This window comes from Variovorax sp. M-6 (genome assembly GCF_052114385.1).
GTDB lineage: Bacteria > Pseudomonadota > Gammaproteobacteria > Burkholderiales > Burkholderiaceae_C > Variovorax.
Map to the genome: position 1 here is coordinate 365161 of NZ_JBFREQ010000002.1, position 17301 is coordinate 382461.

General features: G+C 67.3%; 16 protein-coding genes. 14 read left to right on the top strand and 2 right to left on the bottom strand.

Features of this window, described 5'->3' with window-relative positions; all coding sequences use genetic code 11:
* Positions 1 to 32: 32 nt before the first annotated feature.
* From AB4Z46_RS04210 to AB4Z46_RS04240, 7 genes are all read left to right on the top strand, one after another.
* Positions 33 to 1829 (top strand): acyl-CoA dehydrogenase C-terminal domain-containing protein, encoded by a 1797-nt coding sequence (locus AB4Z46_RS04210; protein ID WP_442282224.1) that lies wholly within the window; start codon positions 33 to 35, stop codon positions 1827 to 1829.
* 5 nt (positions 1830 to 1834) lie between these two features.
* Entirely contained in the window at positions 1835 to 2269 is a 435-nt protein-coding gene (locus AB4Z46_RS04215; RefSeq protein ID WP_442282225.1) for a DUF2147 domain-containing protein, read from the top strand.
* Positions 2270 to 2302: 33 nt separating this feature from the next.
* Complete coding sequence (locus AB4Z46_RS04220) at positions 2303 to 4702, top strand: 3-hydroxyacyl-CoA dehydrogenase NAD-binding domain-containing protein (RefSeq protein WP_442282226.1); 2400 nt, start codon at positions 2303 to 2305, stop codon at positions 4700 to 4702.
* Positions 4703 to 4713: 11 nt separating this feature from the next.
* Positions 4714 to 5913, top strand: a complete 1200-nt coding sequence (locus AB4Z46_RS04225) for an acetyl-CoA C-acyltransferase (protein ID WP_442282227.1) — start codon at positions 4714 to 4716, stop codon at positions 5911 to 5913.
* Between the two features lie 78 nt (positions 5914 to 5991).
* Complete coding sequence (locus tag AB4Z46_RS04230; protein WP_442282228.1) at positions 5992 to 6822, top strand: acyl-CoA thioesterase; 831 nt, start codon at positions 5992 to 5994, stop codon at positions 6820 to 6822.
* A 42-nt stretch (positions 6823 to 6864) separates the two neighbouring features.
* Positions 6865 to 7461, top strand: a complete 597-nt coding sequence (locus AB4Z46_RS04235; protein ID WP_442282229.1) for a 2-hydroxychromene-2-carboxylate isomerase — start codon at positions 6865 to 6867, stop codon at positions 7459 to 7461.
* Positions 7462 to 7486: 25 nt separating this feature from the next.
* Entirely contained in the window at positions 7487 to 8251 is a 765-nt protein-coding gene (locus AB4Z46_RS04240) for an enoyl-CoA hydratase (protein WP_442282230.1), read from the top strand.
* A 268-nt stretch (positions 8252 to 8519) separates the two neighbouring features.
* On the opposite strand, the gene AB4Z46_RS04245 is transcribed toward AB4Z46_RS04240, so the two are convergent.
* Positions 8520 to 8942, bottom strand: coding sequence for an acyl-CoA thioesterase (locus tag AB4Z46_RS04245; protein WP_442282231.1), 423 nt, complete (start codon positions 8940 to 8942; stop codon positions 8520 to 8522).
* A 96-nt stretch (positions 8943 to 9038) separates the two neighbouring features.
* Between AB4Z46_RS04245 and AB4Z46_RS04250 the strand changes: the two genes are divergently transcribed.
* Together AB4Z46_RS04250 and AB4Z46_RS04255 are read left to right on the top strand one after the other, a co-directional pair.
* A complete protein-coding gene (locus tag AB4Z46_RS04250) occupies positions 9039 to 10874 on the top strand; it encodes an ABCB family ABC transporter ATP-binding protein/permease (protein WP_442282232.1) in 1836 nt (611 codons plus the stop codon).
* A 68-nt stretch (positions 10875 to 10942) separates the two neighbouring features.
* Positions 10943 to 11881 (top strand): 2-hydroxyacid dehydrogenase, encoded by a 939-nt coding sequence (locus AB4Z46_RS04255; RefSeq protein WP_442282233.1) that lies wholly within the window; start codon positions 10943 to 10945, stop codon positions 11879 to 11881.
* Between the two features lie 24 nt (positions 11882 to 11905).
* On the opposite strand, the gene AB4Z46_RS04260 is transcribed toward AB4Z46_RS04255, so the two are convergent.
* On the bottom strand, positions 11906 to 13357 hold the full coding sequence (locus tag AB4Z46_RS04260; RefSeq protein ID WP_442282234.1) for an amidase: 1452 nt from the start codon (positions 13355 to 13357) through the stop codon (positions 11906 to 11908).
* A 39-nt stretch (positions 13358 to 13396) separates the two neighbouring features.
* Here AB4Z46_RS04260 and AB4Z46_RS04265 point away from each other — a divergent pair, with 39 nt between their 5' ends.
* From AB4Z46_RS04265 to AB4Z46_RS04285, 5 genes are all read left to right on the top strand, one after another.
* Entirely contained in the window at positions 13397 to 14377 is a 981-nt protein-coding gene (locus AB4Z46_RS04265) for a LysR substrate-binding domain-containing protein (RefSeq protein WP_442282235.1), read from the top strand.
* A 272-nt stretch (positions 14378 to 14649) separates the two neighbouring features.
* Positions 14650 to 15552: a transporter substrate-binding domain-containing protein gene (locus AB4Z46_RS04270; protein WP_442282236.1), complete on the top strand. Its 903-nt coding sequence runs from the start codon at positions 14650 to 14652 to the stop codon at positions 15550 to 15552.
* 91 nt (positions 15553 to 15643) lie between these two features.
* Positions 15644 to 16369, top strand: coding sequence for an amino acid ABC transporter permease (locus AB4Z46_RS04275; RefSeq protein WP_442282237.1), 726 nt, complete (start codon positions 15644 to 15646; stop codon positions 16367 to 16369).
* A gap of 1 nt (position 16370) precedes the next feature.
* Positions 16371 to 17036, top strand: coding sequence for an amino acid ABC transporter permease (locus AB4Z46_RS04280; protein WP_442282238.1), 666 nt, complete (start codon positions 16371 to 16373; stop codon positions 17034 to 17036).
* A gap of 110 nt (positions 17037 to 17146) precedes the next feature.
* Positions 17147 to 17301 (top strand): ATP-binding cassette domain-containing protein (locus AB4Z46_RS04285; RefSeq protein ID WP_442282247.1); only part of this gene is annotated, 155 nt, incomplete at its 3' end.

Sequence of the window (17301 nt, forward strand, 5' to 3'; positions counted from 1 at the left end):
TTTCTCTTCAACTTTCGCCCGGAGACCTTTCCATGCCCGCCTACACCCCGCCCTTGCGCGACATGCAGTTCGTGATGCACGAAGTGTTCAACCTCACCGAAGAACTCAAGGCGATGCCCAAGCATGCCGAGGTGGACGCCGACACCATCAACGCGATCCTCGAAGAGGGCGGCAAGTTCGCCTCCGAGGTCACCTTTCCGCTCAACATCGGCGGCGACGAGGAAGGCTGCGTGCTCGACAAAACCACGCACGAGGTGAAGACACCCCAGGGCTTCAAGGATGCCTATGCCAAGTTCGTCGAAGGCGGCTGGCCGGCGCTCTCCTGCGACCCGGCCTACGGCGGTCAGGGCCTGCCCTATGTCGTGAACCAGTGCGTCTACGAGATGCTCAACTCGGCCAACCAGGCCTGGACGATGTACCCGGGTCTCTCGCACGGCGCCTACGAGGCGCTCGCCGCGCACGGCACCGACGCGCAGAAGAAGACCTACCTGCCCAAGCTCACGAGCGGCGAGTGGACCGGCACCATGTGCCTGACCGAGCCCCATTGCGGCACCGACCTCGGCCTCTTGCGCACCAAGGCCGAGCCGCAGGCCGACGGCAGCTACAAGATCACCGGCAACAAGATCTTCATCTCGGCCGGCGAGCACGACATGGCCGACAACATCGTCCACCTGGTGCTGGCCCGCCTGCCCGACGCGCCCAAGGGCAGCAAGGGCATCAGCCTGTTCGTGGTGCCGAAGTTCAACGTCGAGGCCGACGGCTCGCTCGGCAGCCGCAACCCGATCTACTGCGGCGGCCTCGAGCACAAGATGGGCATCCACGGCAACGCCACCGCGCAGATCGTGATCGAAGGCGCCACCGGCACCATGGTGGGCCAGCCCAACAAGGGCCTGGCCGCGATGTTCGTGATGATGAACGCGGCCCGCCTGGGCGTGGGCAACCAGTCGCTGGGCCTGACCGAAGTGGCTTTCCAGAACGCGCTGGCCTACGCCAAGGACCGCACCCAGATGCGCTCGCTGTCGGGCGTCAAGGCCAAGGACAAGGACGCCGACCCGATCATCGTGCACCCCGACGTGCGCAAGATGCTGATGACCGCCAAGGCCTATGCCGAAGGCGGCCGCGCGATGGCGATCTACTGCACGCTGCTGCTCGACAAGGAGCACCACCACCCCGACGAGAAGGTGCGCAAGGACGCGGGCGAGATCGTCGCGCTGCTGACGCCGATCGTGAAGGCCTTCCTGACCGACAACGGCCACACCGCCACCAACGCCTGCATGCAGGTCTTCGGCGGCCACGGCTTCATCAAGGAATGGGGCATGGAGCAGTTCGTGCGCGACAACCGCATCAACATGATTTACGAAGGCACCAACACCATCCAGTCGCTGGACCTGCTGGGCCGCAAGGTGCTGGGCAACAACGGCGCGACGCTGAAGAAGTTCGGCAAGCTGGTCGGCAAGCTGGTGGAGGAAGAGGGCGTCAACGAGAAGATGAGCGAGTTCATCACGCCGGTGGCGGTGCTGGGCGAGCAGCTCACCAAGTTCACGACCGAGATCGGCTTCAAGGGCTTCCAGAACCCCGACGAAGTCGGCGCCGCCGCGGTGGACTACCTGCGGGTCGCGGGCCACTTCGTGTTCGGCTACATGTTCGCGCTGATGGCGCGCACCGCGCTGCGCCAGATCGCGGCCGGCAACACCGACCCGTTCTACGTCGCCAAGCTGCAGACCGCGCGCTTCTACTTCGCCAAGCTGTTCCCCGAAACCGCGACGCTGATGCGCACCGCGCGCGCCGGCAGCGCCCCGTTGATGAACACCGACGCCGCACTGGCCTGAACGCCATGAAAGCCCTGCTCGCATCGATCGCGCTGGCGGCTTCGGCCGCCTCCGCCATGGCCCAGATGAGCCCGGTGGGCGTCTGGCGCAGCATCGACGACAAGACTGGCGAGTCGAAAGCCGAGATCCGCATCGCCGAATCGGGCGGCGTGCTGGCCGGCCGCATCGAGAAGTCGCTCAAGAAGGATGCCAAGCCCGACGCGGCGTGCGACGAGTGCACCGACGAGCGCAAGGGCAAGCCGATCGCGGGCCTGGAAATCATCCGCGGCGGCAAGAAGGCCGAGGGCAAGGACGTCTGGGAAGGCGGCAAGATCCTCGACCCCGAGAACGGCAAGGAATACCGCGCCAGCTTCACGCCGATCGATGGCGGCAGGAAGCTCGAAGTGCGCGGCTACCTCGGCCCCTTCTGGCGCACCCAAACCTGGATGCGTGTGCAGTAGGCACGCGCGTTCCACATCAAGAAGCAAATCACCATGTCCAGATTCCAAGTGAAAAAGGTCGCCGTGCTCGGCGCCGGCGTGATGGGCGCGCAGATCGCGGCCCACCTCGTCAACGTGCGCGTGCCGGTCGTGCTGTTCGATCTTCCTGCGAAGGAAGGGCCGAAGAACGGCATCGTCACGCGCGCCATCGACAACCTCAAGAAGCTCAAGCCCGCGCCGCTGGCCGACGTGGCCGATGCGGGCCTGATCGAGCAGGCCAACTACGAAGACGATCTCGCCAAGCTCGGCGAATGCGACCTGGTGATCGAGGCGATCGCCGAGCGCATGGACTGGAAGCTCGACCTCTACAAGAAGATCGCGCCGCACGTCGCCAGGCACGCGATCCTGGCCTCGAACACTTCGGGACTGTCGATCACCAAGCTCAGCGAGGCCCTGCCCGAGGCGCTCAAGCCGCGCTTCTGCGGCATCCACTTCTTCAACCCGCCGCGCTACATGTTCCTGGTCGAGCTGATCAACACGCCGACCACCGAGCCCGAGGTGCTCGACCAACTCGAAACCTTCGTCACCAGCGCGCTCGGCAAGGGCGTGGTGCGGGCGCACGACACGCCCAACTTCATCGCCAACCGGGTCGGCATCGCCGGCATGCTGGCGACGCTGAAGGAGGTCGAGAAGTTCGGCCTCACGCCCGACGTGGTGGACGACCTCACGGGCAAGAAGCTCGGCCGCGCGAGCTCGGGCACCTTCCGCACCGCCGACGTGGTGGGCCTCGACACCATGGCGCACGTGGTCAAGACGCTGCAGGACAACCTCGACGAGAAGAGCGATCCGTTCTACGCCAACTTCGCGACGCCGCCGGTGCTCGCCAAGCTGCTCGAACTCGGCAACCTGGGCCAGAAGACCAAGGCCGGCTTCTTCAAGAAGGCCGGGCGCGACATCCTGCGCTTCGATCTTGCCAAGGGCGACTACGTGCCCTCGGGCGACAAGGCCGACGAGGTCTATGGCCGCATGCTCAAGAAGCCGGCGCCCGAACGGCTCAAGCTGCTGCGCGAGAGCGAGGGCGCACAGGGCCGGTTCCTGTGGGCGATCCTGCGCGACAGCTTCCACTACGCCGCGGTGCACCTGGCGACCATCGCCGAGAGCGCGCGCGACATCGACTTCGCGATGCGCTGGGGCTTCGGCATGAAGCAGGGCCCGTTCGAGCTCTGGCAGCAGGCCGGCTGGACGCAAGTCGCCAAGTGGATCCAGGAGGACATCGATGCCGGCCGCGCACTCTCGACCGCGCCGCTGCCCAAGTGGGTGTTCGAGGGCCCGGTGGCCGAGGCCGGCGGTGTCCACACGCCGGCAGGTTCGTGGAGCGCTTCGAAGAACACTTTCGTCGCCGCGCGCAAGCTGCCCGTTCATGAACGCCAGCTGTTCCCCGAAAGCGTGCTCGGCGCCGATGCGCCCGATGCCAGCAAGGCCGGCACCACGATCCAGGACGAAGGCGACGTGCGCCTCTGGACGCTCGACGGCGAGGTGCTGATCGCCAGCATCCATTCGAAGATGCACGCCATCAGCCCGGACGTCGCCGAAGCGCTGGCGGCCGGCGTCGAGCTGGCCGAGCGCGACTACAAGGCACTGGTGATCTGGTCGCCCGACGAGATGTTCTCGGTCGGCGCCGACCTGCAGGCCATGCTGCCGGCCTTCGTGGTCGCGGGCATCGGCGCGGTCGAAGGCGCGGAGCAGGAGCTGCAGAACGTCATGCTCAAGATCCGCTACGCCAGCGTGCCGGTGGTTTCCGCCGTGCGCGGCATGGCGCTCGGCGGTGGCTGCGAACTCGCGGTGCATTCGGCCAAGCGTGTGGCCGCGATGGAAAGCTACATCGGCCTCGTGGAAGTCGGCGTCGGCCTGATCCCGGGCGCCGGCGGCCTGACCTATATTGCGCGCCGCGCGGCCGAGAACGCGGCCGCATCGACCGGCACCGACCTGCTGCCCTTCCTGACCGAGGGCTTCACCGCCGCGGCCATGGCCAAGGTCGGCACCAGCGCGCTCGAATCGAAGAAGCTGGGCTACCTGCTCGACAGCGACGTCGTGGTGCCGAACAAGGACGAGCTGTTGTACGTGGCCTTGCAGCAGGCCAAGGCGATGGCCGACGCCGGCTGGCGCCCGCCGCTGCGCCGGCAGTTCAAGGTCGCGGGCCGCAGCGGCGCCGCGACCATCAAGGGCCAGCTGGTCAACATGCGCGATGGCGGCTTCATCAGCGCGCACGACTTCCACATCGCGAGCCTGATCGCCGAAGTGGTCACCGGCGGCGACATCGATGCCGGCTCGCTGGTGACCGAAGAGTATTTGATGACGCTCGAGCGCAAGGCCTTCTGCTCGCTCATCGTGCACCCCAAGACCCAAGAGCGAATCATGGGCATGCTCTCGACCGGCAAGCCCGTGCGCAACTAAGGACAGACACCATGAGCAAGCAAGTACAAGACGCCTACATCGTCTCCGCCACCCGCACGCCGATCGGCAAGTCGCACCGCGGCTACTTCCGCAACTATCGCCCTGACGACCTGCTCGCGACCACGCTGAAGGCGGCGCTCGCGGCAGTGCCCGGGCTCGATCCGAAGTCGATCGAGGACATCATCTGCGGCTGCGCGATTCCCGAATCGCAGCAGGGCCTCAATGTGGCGCGCATCGGCGCGGTGCTCGCCGGCCTGCCCGACAGCATCGGCGGCATCACGGTCAACCGCTTCTGCGCCTCCGGCCTTTCGGCGGTGCAGATGGCGGCCGACCGCATCCGCGTCGGCGAGGCCGAGGTCATGATCGCGGCCGGCGTCGAGAGCATGAGCATGGTGCCGATGATGGGCAATTCGCCTTCGCTGTCGCCCTCGATCTTCGAGCGCGAAGGCGACGTCGGTATTGCCTACGGCATGGGCCTGACGGCCGAGAAGGTGGCGCAGCAGTGGAAGGTGAGCCGCGAGGCGCAGGATGCCTTCGCGCTGGAGTCGCACCGCCGCGCGCTGGCCGCGCAGCAGGCCGGCGAGTTCGCCGACGAGATCACGCCGATCGAAGTCACCGACCGCACGCCCGACCTCGCGACCGGCGGGTCGTTGGCCAAGAGCCGCATCGTGAGCCTCGACGAGGGCGCGCGTCCCGACACCACGCTCGAAGGCCTGGCCAAGCTGCGCACCGTGTTCGCGGCGCGCGGCTCGGTCACGGCCGGCAACAGCTCGCAGACCTCGGACGGGGCCGGCGCGCTGATCCTGGCCAGCGAGAAGGCCTGCAAGCAGTACGACCTGAAGCCGCTGGCGCGCTTCGTGAGCTTCGCCAGCAAGGGCGTGCCGCCGCACATCATGGGCATCGGCCCGATCGAGGCGATTCCAGCGGCGCTGCGCTATGCAGGGCTGACACAGGATGCGATCGACTGGTTCGAGCTCAACGAAGCCTTTGCGGCGCAGTCGCTGGCGGTGATCAACACGCTGGGGCTCGATCCGGCCAAGGTCAACCCGATGGGCGGCGCGATCGCGCTCGGCCATCCGCTCGGCGCCACGGGCGCGATCCGCTCGGCCACGGTGATCCACGCGCTGCAGCGCAAGAAGCTCAAGTACGGCATGGTCACGATGTGCGTGGGCATGGGGCAGGGCGCGGCGGGGATTTTCGAGCGGGTCTGACGGGGCCGGGTTTGTCAGCATGCGCGGCCGTCCCGCACACGACTGCGTGACCCCCCACCACAGAGGCACACTGCGACCATGAAGACACACCCCCTCGACAAGGCCCTCGACCTGGTGCACAGCGACATTCAGGCCGGCCACTTCACCGGTGCCACGAGCCCGGACTACTGGAACATGGTCGGCCCCTTCGGCGGCATGACCGCCGCGGTGATGCTGCAGGCGGTGCTGCGGCATCCGGACCTGCTCGGCGAGCCGGTGGCGGCCACGGTGAACTTCGCGGCGGCCCTTGGCGAAGGCGCCTTCGAGGTGCTCGCCGTTCCGGTGCGCACCAACCGCTCGACCCAGCATTGGACGATCCAGATGTCCCAGGCCGGCGCCGACGGCAAGCTGCACGTGACCACCACGGGCACTGCGGTCACCGCGGTCCGGCGCGAGACCTGGGGCACCAACGACTTCCCGATGCCCGAGGTGCCGCCGCCTTCGGCGGTCGAGCCCATGCAGATCGGACCGAAGGGCGTCGAATGGATCCGCCACTACGAGATGCGACCGATCATCGGCTCGATCCCGAGCCGATGGGACGGCAGCGGCGACGCCAGCGAAACGCGCATGTGGCTGCGCGACGCCGAGCCGCGGCCTCTGGATTTCGCCGCGCTCATGGCGCTCAGCGATACCTTCTACCCGCGGGTCTGGCTGCGGCGCGCCACGCCGGTGCCGATCGGCACGGTGTCGCTCACGACCTACTTCCATACCGACGCCGCGCTGCTGGGCGACGTGGGCACCGGCTACCTGCTGGGCCGGGCCACCGGACAGCAGTTCCGCAATGGTTACTTCGACCAGGCTGCGCAGCTCTGGAGCGAGGCGGGCGCCCTGCTGGCCACCAGCAGCCAGATCGTCTACTTCAAGGAATGAGGCCGAAGCCGCGACAATGAAGGGCACGGCAAGGAGACCCGCATGACGACGAAATCCGTCGACTTCTATTTCGATTTCGGCAGCCCGGCCGCCTACCTGGCCTACACGCAGCTGCCGCACGTTTGTGCCGACACCGGCGCCACGCTGGTCTGGAAGCCGATGCTGCTGGGCGGCGTGTTCCAGGCCACGGGCAACCATTCGCCGGCCGAGATCCCGGCCAAGAGGCCCTACCTCAACGAAGACCTGAAGCGCTTCGCCCGCCGCTATGGGGTGCCTTTCCAGCACAACCCCCATTTCCCGATCAACACGCTGCTGCTGATGCGCGGCGCCACCGGCCTGCAGATGCGCGAGCCCGAGCGCTTCGGCGCTTACGTCGATGCGGTGTTCCACGCGATGTGGGTCGAGCCGCGCAATCTCAACGACCCGGCCTGCATCGGCGCCGTGCTGCAGGAAGCCGGCTTCGACGCCGCGCAGCTGCTGGCGCTCGCCAACGCCCAGGACGTCAAGGACCTGCTCAAGGCCCACACCCAGGAAGCCGTGCAGCGCGGCGTGTTCGGCGCGCCGACGATGTTCGTCGGCGGCCGGATGTTCTGGGGCCAGGACCGGCTCGACTTCGTCCGTGAGGCCCTCCAGGCCTGACCCTCATCCACAGCAAGGAAAACCCATGAGCGACATCCTCGTCCACACCGAAGCCGGTGTGATGACCCTGACCTTCAACCGCCTCGACAAGAAGAACTCGATCACCAGCGCGATGTACGGCGAGCTGGCCGACGCGCTGGCGAGCGCCGAGCAGGACGGCGCCGTGCGCGCCGTGCTGATCCAGGGCGACGCCACGATCTTCAGCGCCGGCAACGACATCGGCGACTTCCTCGACAAGCCGCCGTCGACGCAGGAGTCGCCGGTGTTCCGCTTCCTGCGGGGCATCGCCAGCTTCCCGAAGCCGATCGTGGCGGCGGTCTGCGGCCCGGCCGTGGGCGTCGGCACCACGCTGCTGTTCCATTGCGACCTGGTCTACGCCGGCGACAACGCGGCCTTCTCGATGCCCTTCGTGAACCTCGGGCTCTGCCCCGAGGCCGCTTCGAGCCTGCTGGTGCCGCAGATGCTCGGCTACCACCGCGCGGCCGAGGCGCTGCTGCTGGGCGAGCCCTTCATGGCTGAAGCGGCGCTGGAGGTGGGTCTGGTCAACCGCGTGGTGCCGCCGACCGAGGCCAATGCCATCGCCCAGACGCAGGCCCGCAAGCTCGCGGCCAAGCCGCTGAGCGCCCTGATCGAGACCAAGCGCCTGATGAAGAAGTCGCAGCAGCCCGCGGTGCTGGAGCGCATGGGCGAAGAAGGCCAGAGCTTCGGCCGCATGCTGCGCGAGCCGGCGGCGCGCGAGGCCTTCACGGCCTTCATGGAAAAGCGCCGGCCGGATTTTTCGAAAGTTTGATCTCCCCCAGGTTGCCCCGCACTTCGTGTCGGGGCGCCCACCCCCTCTCCGGGGGCAACACCAGCGGCCCGGCGAAGCCGGTTCCGCGGTGTTTCACCAACGGGCCTGGCTGCGCCGGCCGGGAAATCGGCACTGTGGTTGTTCTTCGGCGGCGCGCAGCGCACGCCTGTTCGTGGGCAGTCGCGGAACCGGCTCCGCCGGGCCGCTGACTGCGCCCCCGGTAGGGGGTGGGCGGGCTACACGAAGTGAGCCCAACCTGGGGGCGAGCCTATGCTTTTTCGATGGGGCGGGGGCGGCCGCTGTCGTCGATCGCGACGTAGGTGAAGGTGGCCTCGGTCACCTTGATGTATTCGCCCTGGGCCTTGAAGCGCTCGGCGAACACCTCCACCGTCACGGTGACCGAGGTGCGCCCGATACGCTCGAGCTTCGAGTAGAACGACAGGATGTCGCCCAGCCGCACCGGCTGCTTGAAGATGAATTCGTTGACCGCGACGGTGGCCATCCGGCCCTTGGCGTAGCGCGCCGGGATCACCGAGCCGGCCAGGTCGCACTGCGCCATCACCCAGCCGCCGAAGATGTCGCCATTGGCGTTGCAGTCGGCCGGCATCGGGATGACCTTGAGCACCAGCTCCATGTCGGCCGGGAGACTTTTGAGCTTGGCGGTGAGGTTGGCGCTGGAATTGGCGGACATGGGCACAATCTGGATAGAAACGAATAACCAAGGAAACGGCTCAACTCCTCGTGCGCGAAGCATGGGGTGAGCAGTTCCCAGCCACGATTGTCCCCCATGCGCCGCAGCGGCGAAGCACTTTCCTCTCCCCACCACCCCGCCTCGGCGGGCACGCCCGCGCGCAGCGACCGTTCCGACTGGGCCACCCTGCGCCGGCTCTTCCCCTACCTGTGGCGTTACAAATGGCGCGTGATGGCGGCACTCGCCTTCATGGTCGGCGCCAAGGTCGCCAACGTCGGCGTGCCGGTGCTGCTCAAGAACCTGGTCGACGCGATGTCGATCAAGCCCGGCAGCGCGGCGGCGCTGCTGGTGGTGCCGGTCGGCCTGCTGGTCGCGTACGGCCTGCTGCGGCTCTCCACCGCGGTCTTCAACGAACTGCGCGAGCTGGTCTTCGCCAAGGCGACGGAGGGCGCGGCGCGCAGCATCTCGCTGGAGGTGTTCCAGCACCTGCACGCGCTGAGCCTGCGCTTCCACCTGGAGCGCCAGACCGGCGGCATGACGCGCGACATCGAGCGCGGCACGCGGGGCGTGCACTCGCTGATCTCGATGTCGCTCTACAGCATCGTGCCGACGATCATCGAGCTGACGCTGGTGCTGACCATCCTGGGCGTGAAGTTCGACTCGGGCTTCGTCTGGATCACGCTGGCGGCGCTGGTGCTCTACATCGGCTTCACCGTGACCGTGACCGAGTGGCGCACCCAGTTCCGCAAGACCATGAACGAGCTCGATTCGATGGCGCAGAGCCGCGCGGTCGATTCGCTGCTCAACTACGAGACCGTCAAGTACTTCAACAACGAGGGCTTCGAGGCCAGCCGCTACGACGCCAGCCTGGAGCGCTACCGCAAGGCCGCCGTCAAGAGCCAGACGACGCTGAGCCTGCTCAATGCGGGCCAGCAATGCCTGATCGCGATCAGCCTGGTCGCGATGCTCTACCGCGCCACGCAGGGCGTGGTCGACGGCCACATGACGCTGGGCGACCTGGTGATGGTCAACGCCTTCATGATCCAGCTCTACATCCCGCTCAATTTCCTGGGCGTGATCTACCGCGAGATCAAGCAGAGCCTGACCGACCTCGACAAGATGTTCGTGCTGCTCGAGAAGGAGCGCGAAGTGCGTGATGCGCCGGATGCCCGGCCGCTGGCGGGCACCGATTCCACCGTGCGCTTCGAGGACGTCAGTTTCGCCTACGAGGCCGCGCGGCCGATCCTGAAGCACGTGAGCTTCGAGATTCCGGCCGGCAAGACGGTGGCGGTGGTCGGCCCTTCGGGATCGGGCAAGTCGACGCTGGCACGGCTGCTCTACCGTTTCTACGATGTGCAGCGGGGCCGCATCACGATCGGCGGCGAGGACATCCGCGAAGTGCAGCAGTCCAGCGTGCGCCGCGCCATCGGCATCGTGCCGCAGGACACGGTGCTGTTCAACGACACCGTCGAATACAACATCGCCTACGGCCGTCCGGGCGCGAGCCGCGAAGAGGTGGAGGGCGCGGCGCGGGCCGCACGCATCCACGACTTCATCGCGGCCACGCCCAAGGGCTACGAAACCACCGTGGGCGAACGAGGCCTCAAGCTCTCGGGCGGCGAGAAGCAGCGCGTGGCCATCGCCCGCACGCTGCTCAAGAATCCGCCGATCGTGATCTTCGACGAGGCCACCTCGGCGCTCGATTCGGCCAACGAGCGAGCGATCCAGTCCGAGCTCAGGAGCGCGGCGCAGGACAAGACCACGCTGGTCATCGCGCACCGACTGTCGACGGTGGTCGATGCGCACGAGATCCTGGTGCTCGAGTCGGGCGTGATCGTCGAGCGCGGAACGCACGCCGAGCTGCTTGCGAAGCAGGGACGCTACGCTCAGATGTGGGCCTTGCAGAAGAGCGAAGCGGTGCCGATGCTCTAGCCCCCGCGCGCTGCGACTTCGTGTGTTCGCGCGCCCCTTTTCAACGATCCAGATCCAGGAGCTCGGACGTGTCGAACAAGATTCCCCTGCTGGTGCTCAACAGCCTGTCGAGCGCCCACCAGGCCCAGATTGCCGAGGTCTACGACCTGACCTATGCCTTCGGCGCCGCCGAGCGCGCCGCCGCGATCGCCGCGCACGGCCCGAGATTCCGCGCCGTGCTGACCATCGGCGTGATCGGCATCACGCCGGAAGAAATCGCGGCCATGCCGGCGCTCGAACTGATCTGCTGCATGGGCGCAGGCTACGAAGGCGTTCCGCTCGAACTGACGCGCGCCCGCGGCATCGCCACGGCCAACGGTGCAGGCACCAACGACGACTGCGTGGCCGACCACGCCTTCGGCCTGCTGATCGGCGCCGTGCGCGAGTTGCGCAAGCTCGATCGCCTGTGCCGCGACGGCGTCTGGCGCGAAGCCATTGCGCAGCCGCCGAACGTTTCGGGCAAGAAGCTCGGCATCCTCGGCCTGGGCACCATCGGCCAGAAGATCGCCAGGCGCGCGGCCGCCTTCGACATGGAGGTCGGCTATCACAACCGCAAGCCGCGCGAAGGCGCGACGCAGCGCTACTTCGACGACCTGAAGTCGCTTGCCACCTGGGCCGACTTCCTGGTGCTGGCCGCGCCGGGCGGCCCGGCCACGCGCCACCTGGTCAATGCCGAGGTGCTCGACGCGCTGGGGCCGCAGGGCTTCCTGGTCAGCATCGGGCGCGGCAGTGTGGTCGATACCGAGGCGCTGGCCGCGGCACTGCGCGAGAACCGCATCGCGGGCGCCGGCATCGATGTCTACGAGAGCGAACCCGAGCGCCCGGAGGCGCTGATCGGCCTCGACAACGTGCTGCTCACGCCGCACATGGCTGGCTGGTCGCCGGAGGCGACGCAGGCCTCGGTCGATCGCTTCATGGCCAATGCGCAAGGGCACTTCGCCGGTCGCGGCGTGGTGTCGCCGATCTAGCTTCGATGCCAGAGGGCCTTCGATTCAGCCGCCCTCGGCAAGCACCGGCGGCCGAACGGCGCCCCAGCCGCAGGCCAGGTCGTACGCATGCCCCAGCCGCAGCACGGCCAGGTCGCCGTGGATCGGCCCCGCGATCTGCAGCCCCATCGGCAGGCCGGATCCGCTGAAGCCCGCGCGCACATTGAGCGTCGGCAGCCCTGCCAGCGTGAAGGGCGTGACGATCTCCATCCAGCGGTGATAGGTGTCGCTCTCGACGCCGCCGACCGAGGCGGGCCACGACAGCGTCGCGTCGAACGGAAAGACCTGCGCCGTCGGAGCGACCACGAAGTCGAAGCGCTCGAAGGCCCGGAGGAAGGCGCGGTAGACGTTCGAGCGATAGATCGAGGCCTGGTACAGCGCCGCCGCATCCAGCCGATGGCTCTGCTCGATCTCCCAGCGCGCCTCGGGCTTCAGCTTCTCGCGCAGCGCCGGGTCGGCATGGGCCGCGCCCAGCTTGCCGCCGACCAGCAACTGGCGCAGGCGCAGCCACGCGGTCCAGTTCTGCTCGCGCGGGACCTCGAGCTGATGGGCGTCGACGTCGCAGCCCAGGTCGCGGAAGGTCTGCAGCGCGCGTTCGCAGAGCTCGCGCACGCCGGGCGCCAGCGGCAGATCGGGCCACAGGCTGCCGAGCCAGCCGATGCGCAGGCCCTTCGGATCGCTGTCGAGCTGCATCGCGTCGGGCGTGGGCAGGGCGTCGGTCGATGAAAGCGGCAGCCTCGGATCGAAGCCTGCCTGCACCGCGAGCAGGCGCGCGGCGTCCTCGACCGTGCGCGCCATCGGTCCTTCGGTGCCGAGCTGCTGCAGGAAGAGCTCGTCTTCCGGGGCGCCGGGCACGCGGCCGCGCGAGGGCCGGAAACCGATCACGTTGTTGAACGCCGCGGGATTGCGCAGCGACCCGCCCATGTCGCTGCCGTCGGCCACCGGCAGCATGCCCAGGGCCAGCGCCACGGCCGCGCCGCCGCTGCTGCCGCCTGCGCTCAGCGCGGGCTGGTAGGCGTTCAGCGTGGTGCCGAAGACCGTGTTGTAGGTGTGCGAGCCGAGCCCGAACTCGGGCGTGTTGGTCTTGCCGATCACGATGGCGCCGGCCGCCCGCATGCGCGCCACGTGGAGGCTGTCGGCACGCGCCGCGGAGCGCGGCGAAAGGGGCGAGCCCATCGAGGTCGGCAGGCCGGCGGCGTGGCTCAGGTCCTTCACCGCGAGCGGAAAGCCGTGCATCCAGCCGCGCCGTACGCCGCGCGCCAGCTCGGCATCGCGCTCGCCGGCTTCGGCCAGCAGTTGCTGCGGTTCGCGCAGCGACACGATGGCGTTGAAACGCGGATTGAGCGCCTCGATGCGGGCCAGCGCGGCCTGCATCAACGCATGGCAGGACACGCTGCGGGCCGCGATGCGGCGCGAAAGTTCGGTGGCGCTGAGTTCGAGCAGGTCGGTGGAAGCCATGGCTTCCAGTATGGCGCGGCGCTCGCATAATCGCCGCGTATGGAAACAAAGTGGCTCGAAGATTTCATCAGCCTCGCGGAAACGCGCAGCTTCAGCCGCTCGGCCCAACTGAGGCATGTGACCCAACCGGCGTTCTCGCGGCGCATCCAGGCGCTCGAAGGCTGGGCCGGCACCGACCTGGTGGATCGCAGTTCCTACCCCACCCGACTCACGCCCGCGGGCCAGACGCTCTACAGCCAGGCCATCGAGATGCTGCAGTCGCTGCAGAGCACGCGCGCCATGCTGCGCGGCCATTCCGCCGCCGGGCAGGACGTGATCGAGATCGCCGTGCCGCACACGCTGGCCTTCACCTTCTTTCCCTCCTGGGTGACAGGCCTGCGCGAGCACTTCGGGCCGATCAAGAGCCGGCTCATCGCGCTCAACGTGCACGACGCCGTGCTGCGGCTGGTCGAGGGCAGCTGCGATCTGCTGATCGCCTACCACCACCCCTCGCAGCCGCTGCCGCTGGACGCCAACCGCTACGAGATGGTGAGCCTCGGGGAGGAGGTGGTCGCGCCCTGGGTCCGGCCCGATGCCGAGGGCGCGCCGCGCTACTGCCTGCCCGGCCGGCCCGGCCAGCCGCTTCCCTATCTGGGCTATGCACCCGGTGCCTACCTGGGGCGCGTGGTCGACCAGCTGCTGAAGGAATCCGGCACAGCGATCCATCTCGACCGGGTCTACGAAACCGACATGGCCGAGGGCCTGAAGGCGATGGCGCTCGAAGGTCACGGCATCGCCTTCCTGCCGCAGAGCGCGGTGCGCAAGGAGGTCCGCGCCCGCACGCTGGTGAGCGCGCTGCCGCCCGAGATCGACCGCCTCGAGGCCACGATGGAGATCCGCGCCTACCGCGAGCGGCCCGGTGCGCCGGCGTCGGCCAAGGCCGCCGGCCGGACGGGCCGCGGCGACGGAGCGGCGCCGCGGCTCAAGGGCGCGGCCGATGCGTTGTGGGCCTACCTGCTGCAGACCCAGCCTGCGGCCTGACAGGTGCTGTTCTTGTGCGGCGCACAAACTATGAGGCGGCGACATGCGGACCGCTGCAATCGGCATTGGGCGCCGAGCGCCGGCCCCTCTACAGTCTGCCCCACGTTTTTTCGGGCACAAAGGCTGCTTGGAGGAGTGGGTTCGGAACGCTTGCGCTGCCGAACACCCGGCGCGCCCTCCAGCGGTGCATGGCGCACCGGGTTGGTCCGGGTGTGGCGCAGAATGCGGGCGTCTAGAATTTCGTGTTATCTCTCAGTCACAGGAGTTTCCATATGAAGAAGCAAGTATTGGCTCTGGCCGTCATGGCGCTCGCCGCAGGAGGCGCCTTCGCCCAGGCCAATGACACGCTCGCCAAGATCAAGTCGAGCGGGGCCGTCACGATGGGCGTTCGCGACTCCTCCGGCGCGCTGGCCTACACGATCGGCGACGGCAAGTACGTCGGCTTCCACACCGAGATGTCCGAACGCATCCTGGCCGACATCCAGAAGCAGCTCGGCCTTCCCAAGCTCGACATCAAGCGCCAGCTGGTCACCTCGCAGAACCGCGTGCCCCTGGTGCAGAACGGCACCGTCGACCTCGAGTGCGGCTCGACCACCAACAACGCGACCCGCCAGAAGGACGTCGCCTTCGCCGTGACCACCTACGTCGAGGAAGTGCGCATCGCGGTCAAGGCCAACTCGGGCATCAACTCGATCAAGGACCTCAACGGCAAGAACGTGGTCACCACCACCGGCACGACCTCGGTGCAGACCCTGCGCAAGAACGAGCGCGCCCAGGGCATCGACTTCAAGGAAGTCATGGGCAAGGACCACGCCGACAGCTTCCTGCTGCTCGAATCGGGCCGTGCCGACGCTTTCGTGATGGATGGCCAGATCCTGGCCGGCAACATCGCCAAGTCGAAGGCCCCGGCCGACTTCAAGGTCGTCGGCGACGCGTTGTCGGTCGAGCCGATCGCCTGCATGCTGCGCAAGGACGACCCGGCCTTCAAGAAGGCCGTGGACGACAGCATCAAGCGCCAGATCGCGGACGGCTCGCTCGCCAAGCTGTACGACAAGTGGTTCATGCAGCCGATCCCGCCGACCAACACCAAGGTCGGCCTGCCGCTGTCCGAAGCCACCAAGGCCGCCTGGGCCAACCCCAACGACAAGCCGATGGAAGACTACGCCAAGAAGTAAGAACGCGTGGGCTGACGCGTGAACGAACGCCCGCCTCTTCCGGCGGGCGTTTGTTTTATGAGTGGCCTCCAACAATCATCGAGGAGTTGAAATGGGAAAATGGGATTGGCAGGTATTCCTGGAGGACCCGGGCGGGAAGATACCCACCTACTGGCAGTGGCTGGTGTCGGCGTGGGGCTGGACCGTCTCGGTGTCCCTGTGCTCCCTGGTCGTGGCGCTGGTGCTCGGCTCCGTCGTCGGCGTGATCCGCACGCTGCCCAACAGTCCCTGGCTGGTGCGCTTCGGCAATGCCTGGGTCGAGCTGTTCCGGAACATCCCGCTCCTGGTCCAGATCTTTCTCTGGTACCACGTGGTGCCGAAGCTGTTCCCGGTCATGTCCGGGCTGCCTCCCTTCATCCTGGTGGTGTTCGCGCTGGGCTTCTTCACCTCGGCACGGATCGCCGAGCAATTGCGCTCCGGCATCCAGGCCCTGCCCAAGGGCCAGCGCTACGCGGGCATGGCGGTGGGCTTCACCACGCCGCAGTACTACCGCTACGTGATCCTGCCGATGGCCTACCGGATCATCATTCCGCCGCTGACCAGCGAATCGATGAACATCTTCAAGAACTCGTCGGTCGCGTTCGCGGTGTCGATTCCCGAGATGATCCAGTTCGCGATGCAGGCCGGCGAGGAGACCGCGCGCGTGACCGAGATGTACATGGCCGTGACCGTGCTCTACGTGATCTCGGCGATGGTCATCAACCGCATCATGGCCTGGGTCGAAAAACGCGTTCGCGTGCCGGGCTTCGTCGCGGCCGGCGGAACGGGAGGACACTGACATGAATTTGGATCTGACCTTTTTCCACTGGGACGTCGTCAGCGCCTTCCTGCTGAAAGGCCTCTATTTCAGCGTGTTCCTGACGGTGGTCGCCACGCTGGGCGGCATCTTCTTCGGCACCCTGCTGGCGCTGATGCGGCTGTCGGGCAACAAGTGGCTGGACATCCCGGCGGCCATCTACGTCAACGGCATGCGCAGCATTCCGCTGGTGATGGTGATCCTGTGGTTCTTCCTGCTGGTGCCGACCATGATCGGGCGGCCGATCGGGCCCGAGTACTCGGCCATCATCACCTTCGTCGCCTTCGAGGCCGCCTACTTCAGCGAGATCATGCGTGCCGGCATCCAGTCGATCCCGCGCGGCCAGGTGTCCGCGGGCCAGGCGATGGGGATGACCTACGGCCAGAACATGAAGCTGGTGATCCTGCCGCAGGCGTTCCGCAACATGCTGCCGGTGCTGCTGACCCAGACCATCATCCTGTTCCAGGACACCTCGCTGGTCTATGCCATCGGCGCCTACGACCTGTTCAAGGGCTTCGACACCGCGGGCAAGAACTTCGGCCGGCCCGAAGAAGCCTACCTGCTGGCCGCCGTCGTCTACTTCATCCTGTGCTATTCGCTCTCGTGGCTCGTGAAGCGCCTGCACAAGAAGATCGCCATCATCCGCTGAAGGAGAAACCATGAACCCCCACGCTCATCACTTCGTGTATTCGCTGCCCCCCGAGGGGGCGCAGGCCGCCCTTGGGTCGGCCCGGCGGGAGGCCTGACATGTCCGACAAAATGATTGAAATCAAGAACGTTTCCAAGTGGTATGGCCCGGTGCAGGTGCTCAACGACTGCTCGGTCGACATCGCCAAGGGCGACGTGGTCGTGGTCTGCGGGCCCTCCGGCTCGGGCAAGTCGACGCTGATCAAGACCGTGAACGCGCTGGAGCC

What these genes read in the sequence shown, in the direction of transcription:
- AB4Z46_RS04280 (WP_442282238.1), top strand. Translation starts at nt 16,371, where the DNA reads ATGAATTTGGATCTGACCTTTTTCCACTGGGACGTCGTCAGCGCCTTC.
- AB4Z46_RS04240 (WP_442282230.1), top strand. Translation starts at nt 7,487, where the DNA reads ATGAGCGACATCCTCGTCCACACCGAAGCCGGTGTGATGACCCTGACC.
- AB4Z46_RS04275 (WP_442282237.1), top strand. Translation starts at nt 15,644, where the DNA reads ATGGGAAAATGGGATTGGCAGGTATTCCTGGAGGACCCGGGCGGGAAG.
- AB4Z46_RS04235 (WP_442282229.1), top strand. Translation starts at nt 6,865, where the DNA reads ATGACGACGAAATCCGTCGACTTCTATTTCGATTTCGGCAGCCCGGCC.
- AB4Z46_RS04245 (WP_442282231.1), bottom strand. Translation starts at nt 8,942, where the DNA reads ATGTCCGCCAATTCCAGCGCCAACCTCACCGCCAAGCTCAAAAGTCTC.
- AB4Z46_RS04220 (WP_442282226.1), top strand. Translation starts at nt 2,303, where the DNA reads ATGTCCAGATTCCAAGTGAAAAAGGTCGCCGTGCTCGGCGCCGGCGTG.
- AB4Z46_RS04265 (WP_442282235.1), top strand. Translation starts at nt 13,397, where the DNA reads ATGGAAACAAAGTGGCTCGAAGATTTCATCAGCCTCGCGGAAACGCGC.
- AB4Z46_RS04210 (WP_442282224.1), top strand. Translation starts at nt 33, where the DNA reads ATGCCCGCCTACACCCCGCCCTTGCGCGACATGCAGTTCGTGATGCAC.
- AB4Z46_RS04230 (WP_442282228.1), top strand. Translation starts at nt 5,992, where the DNA reads ATGAAGACACACCCCCTCGACAAGGCCCTCGACCTGGTGCACAGCGAC.
- AB4Z46_RS04225 (WP_442282227.1), top strand. Translation starts at nt 4,714, where the DNA reads ATGAGCAAGCAAGTACAAGACGCCTACATCGTCTCCGCCACCCGCACG.
- AB4Z46_RS04270 (WP_442282236.1), top strand. Translation starts at nt 14,650, where the DNA reads ATGAAGAAGCAAGTATTGGCTCTGGCCGTCATGGCGCTCGCCGCAGGA.
- AB4Z46_RS04215 (WP_442282225.1), top strand. Translation starts at nt 1,835, where the DNA reads ATGAAAGCCCTGCTCGCATCGATCGCGCTGGCGGCTTCGGCCGCCTCC.
- AB4Z46_RS04260 (WP_442282234.1), bottom strand. Translation starts at nt 13,357, where the DNA reads ATGGCTTCCACCGACCTGCTCGAACTCAGCGCCACCGAACTTTCGCGC.
- AB4Z46_RS04250 (WP_442282232.1), top strand. Translation starts at nt 9,039, where the DNA reads ATGCGCCGCAGCGGCGAAGCACTTTCCTCTCCCCACCACCCCGCCTCG.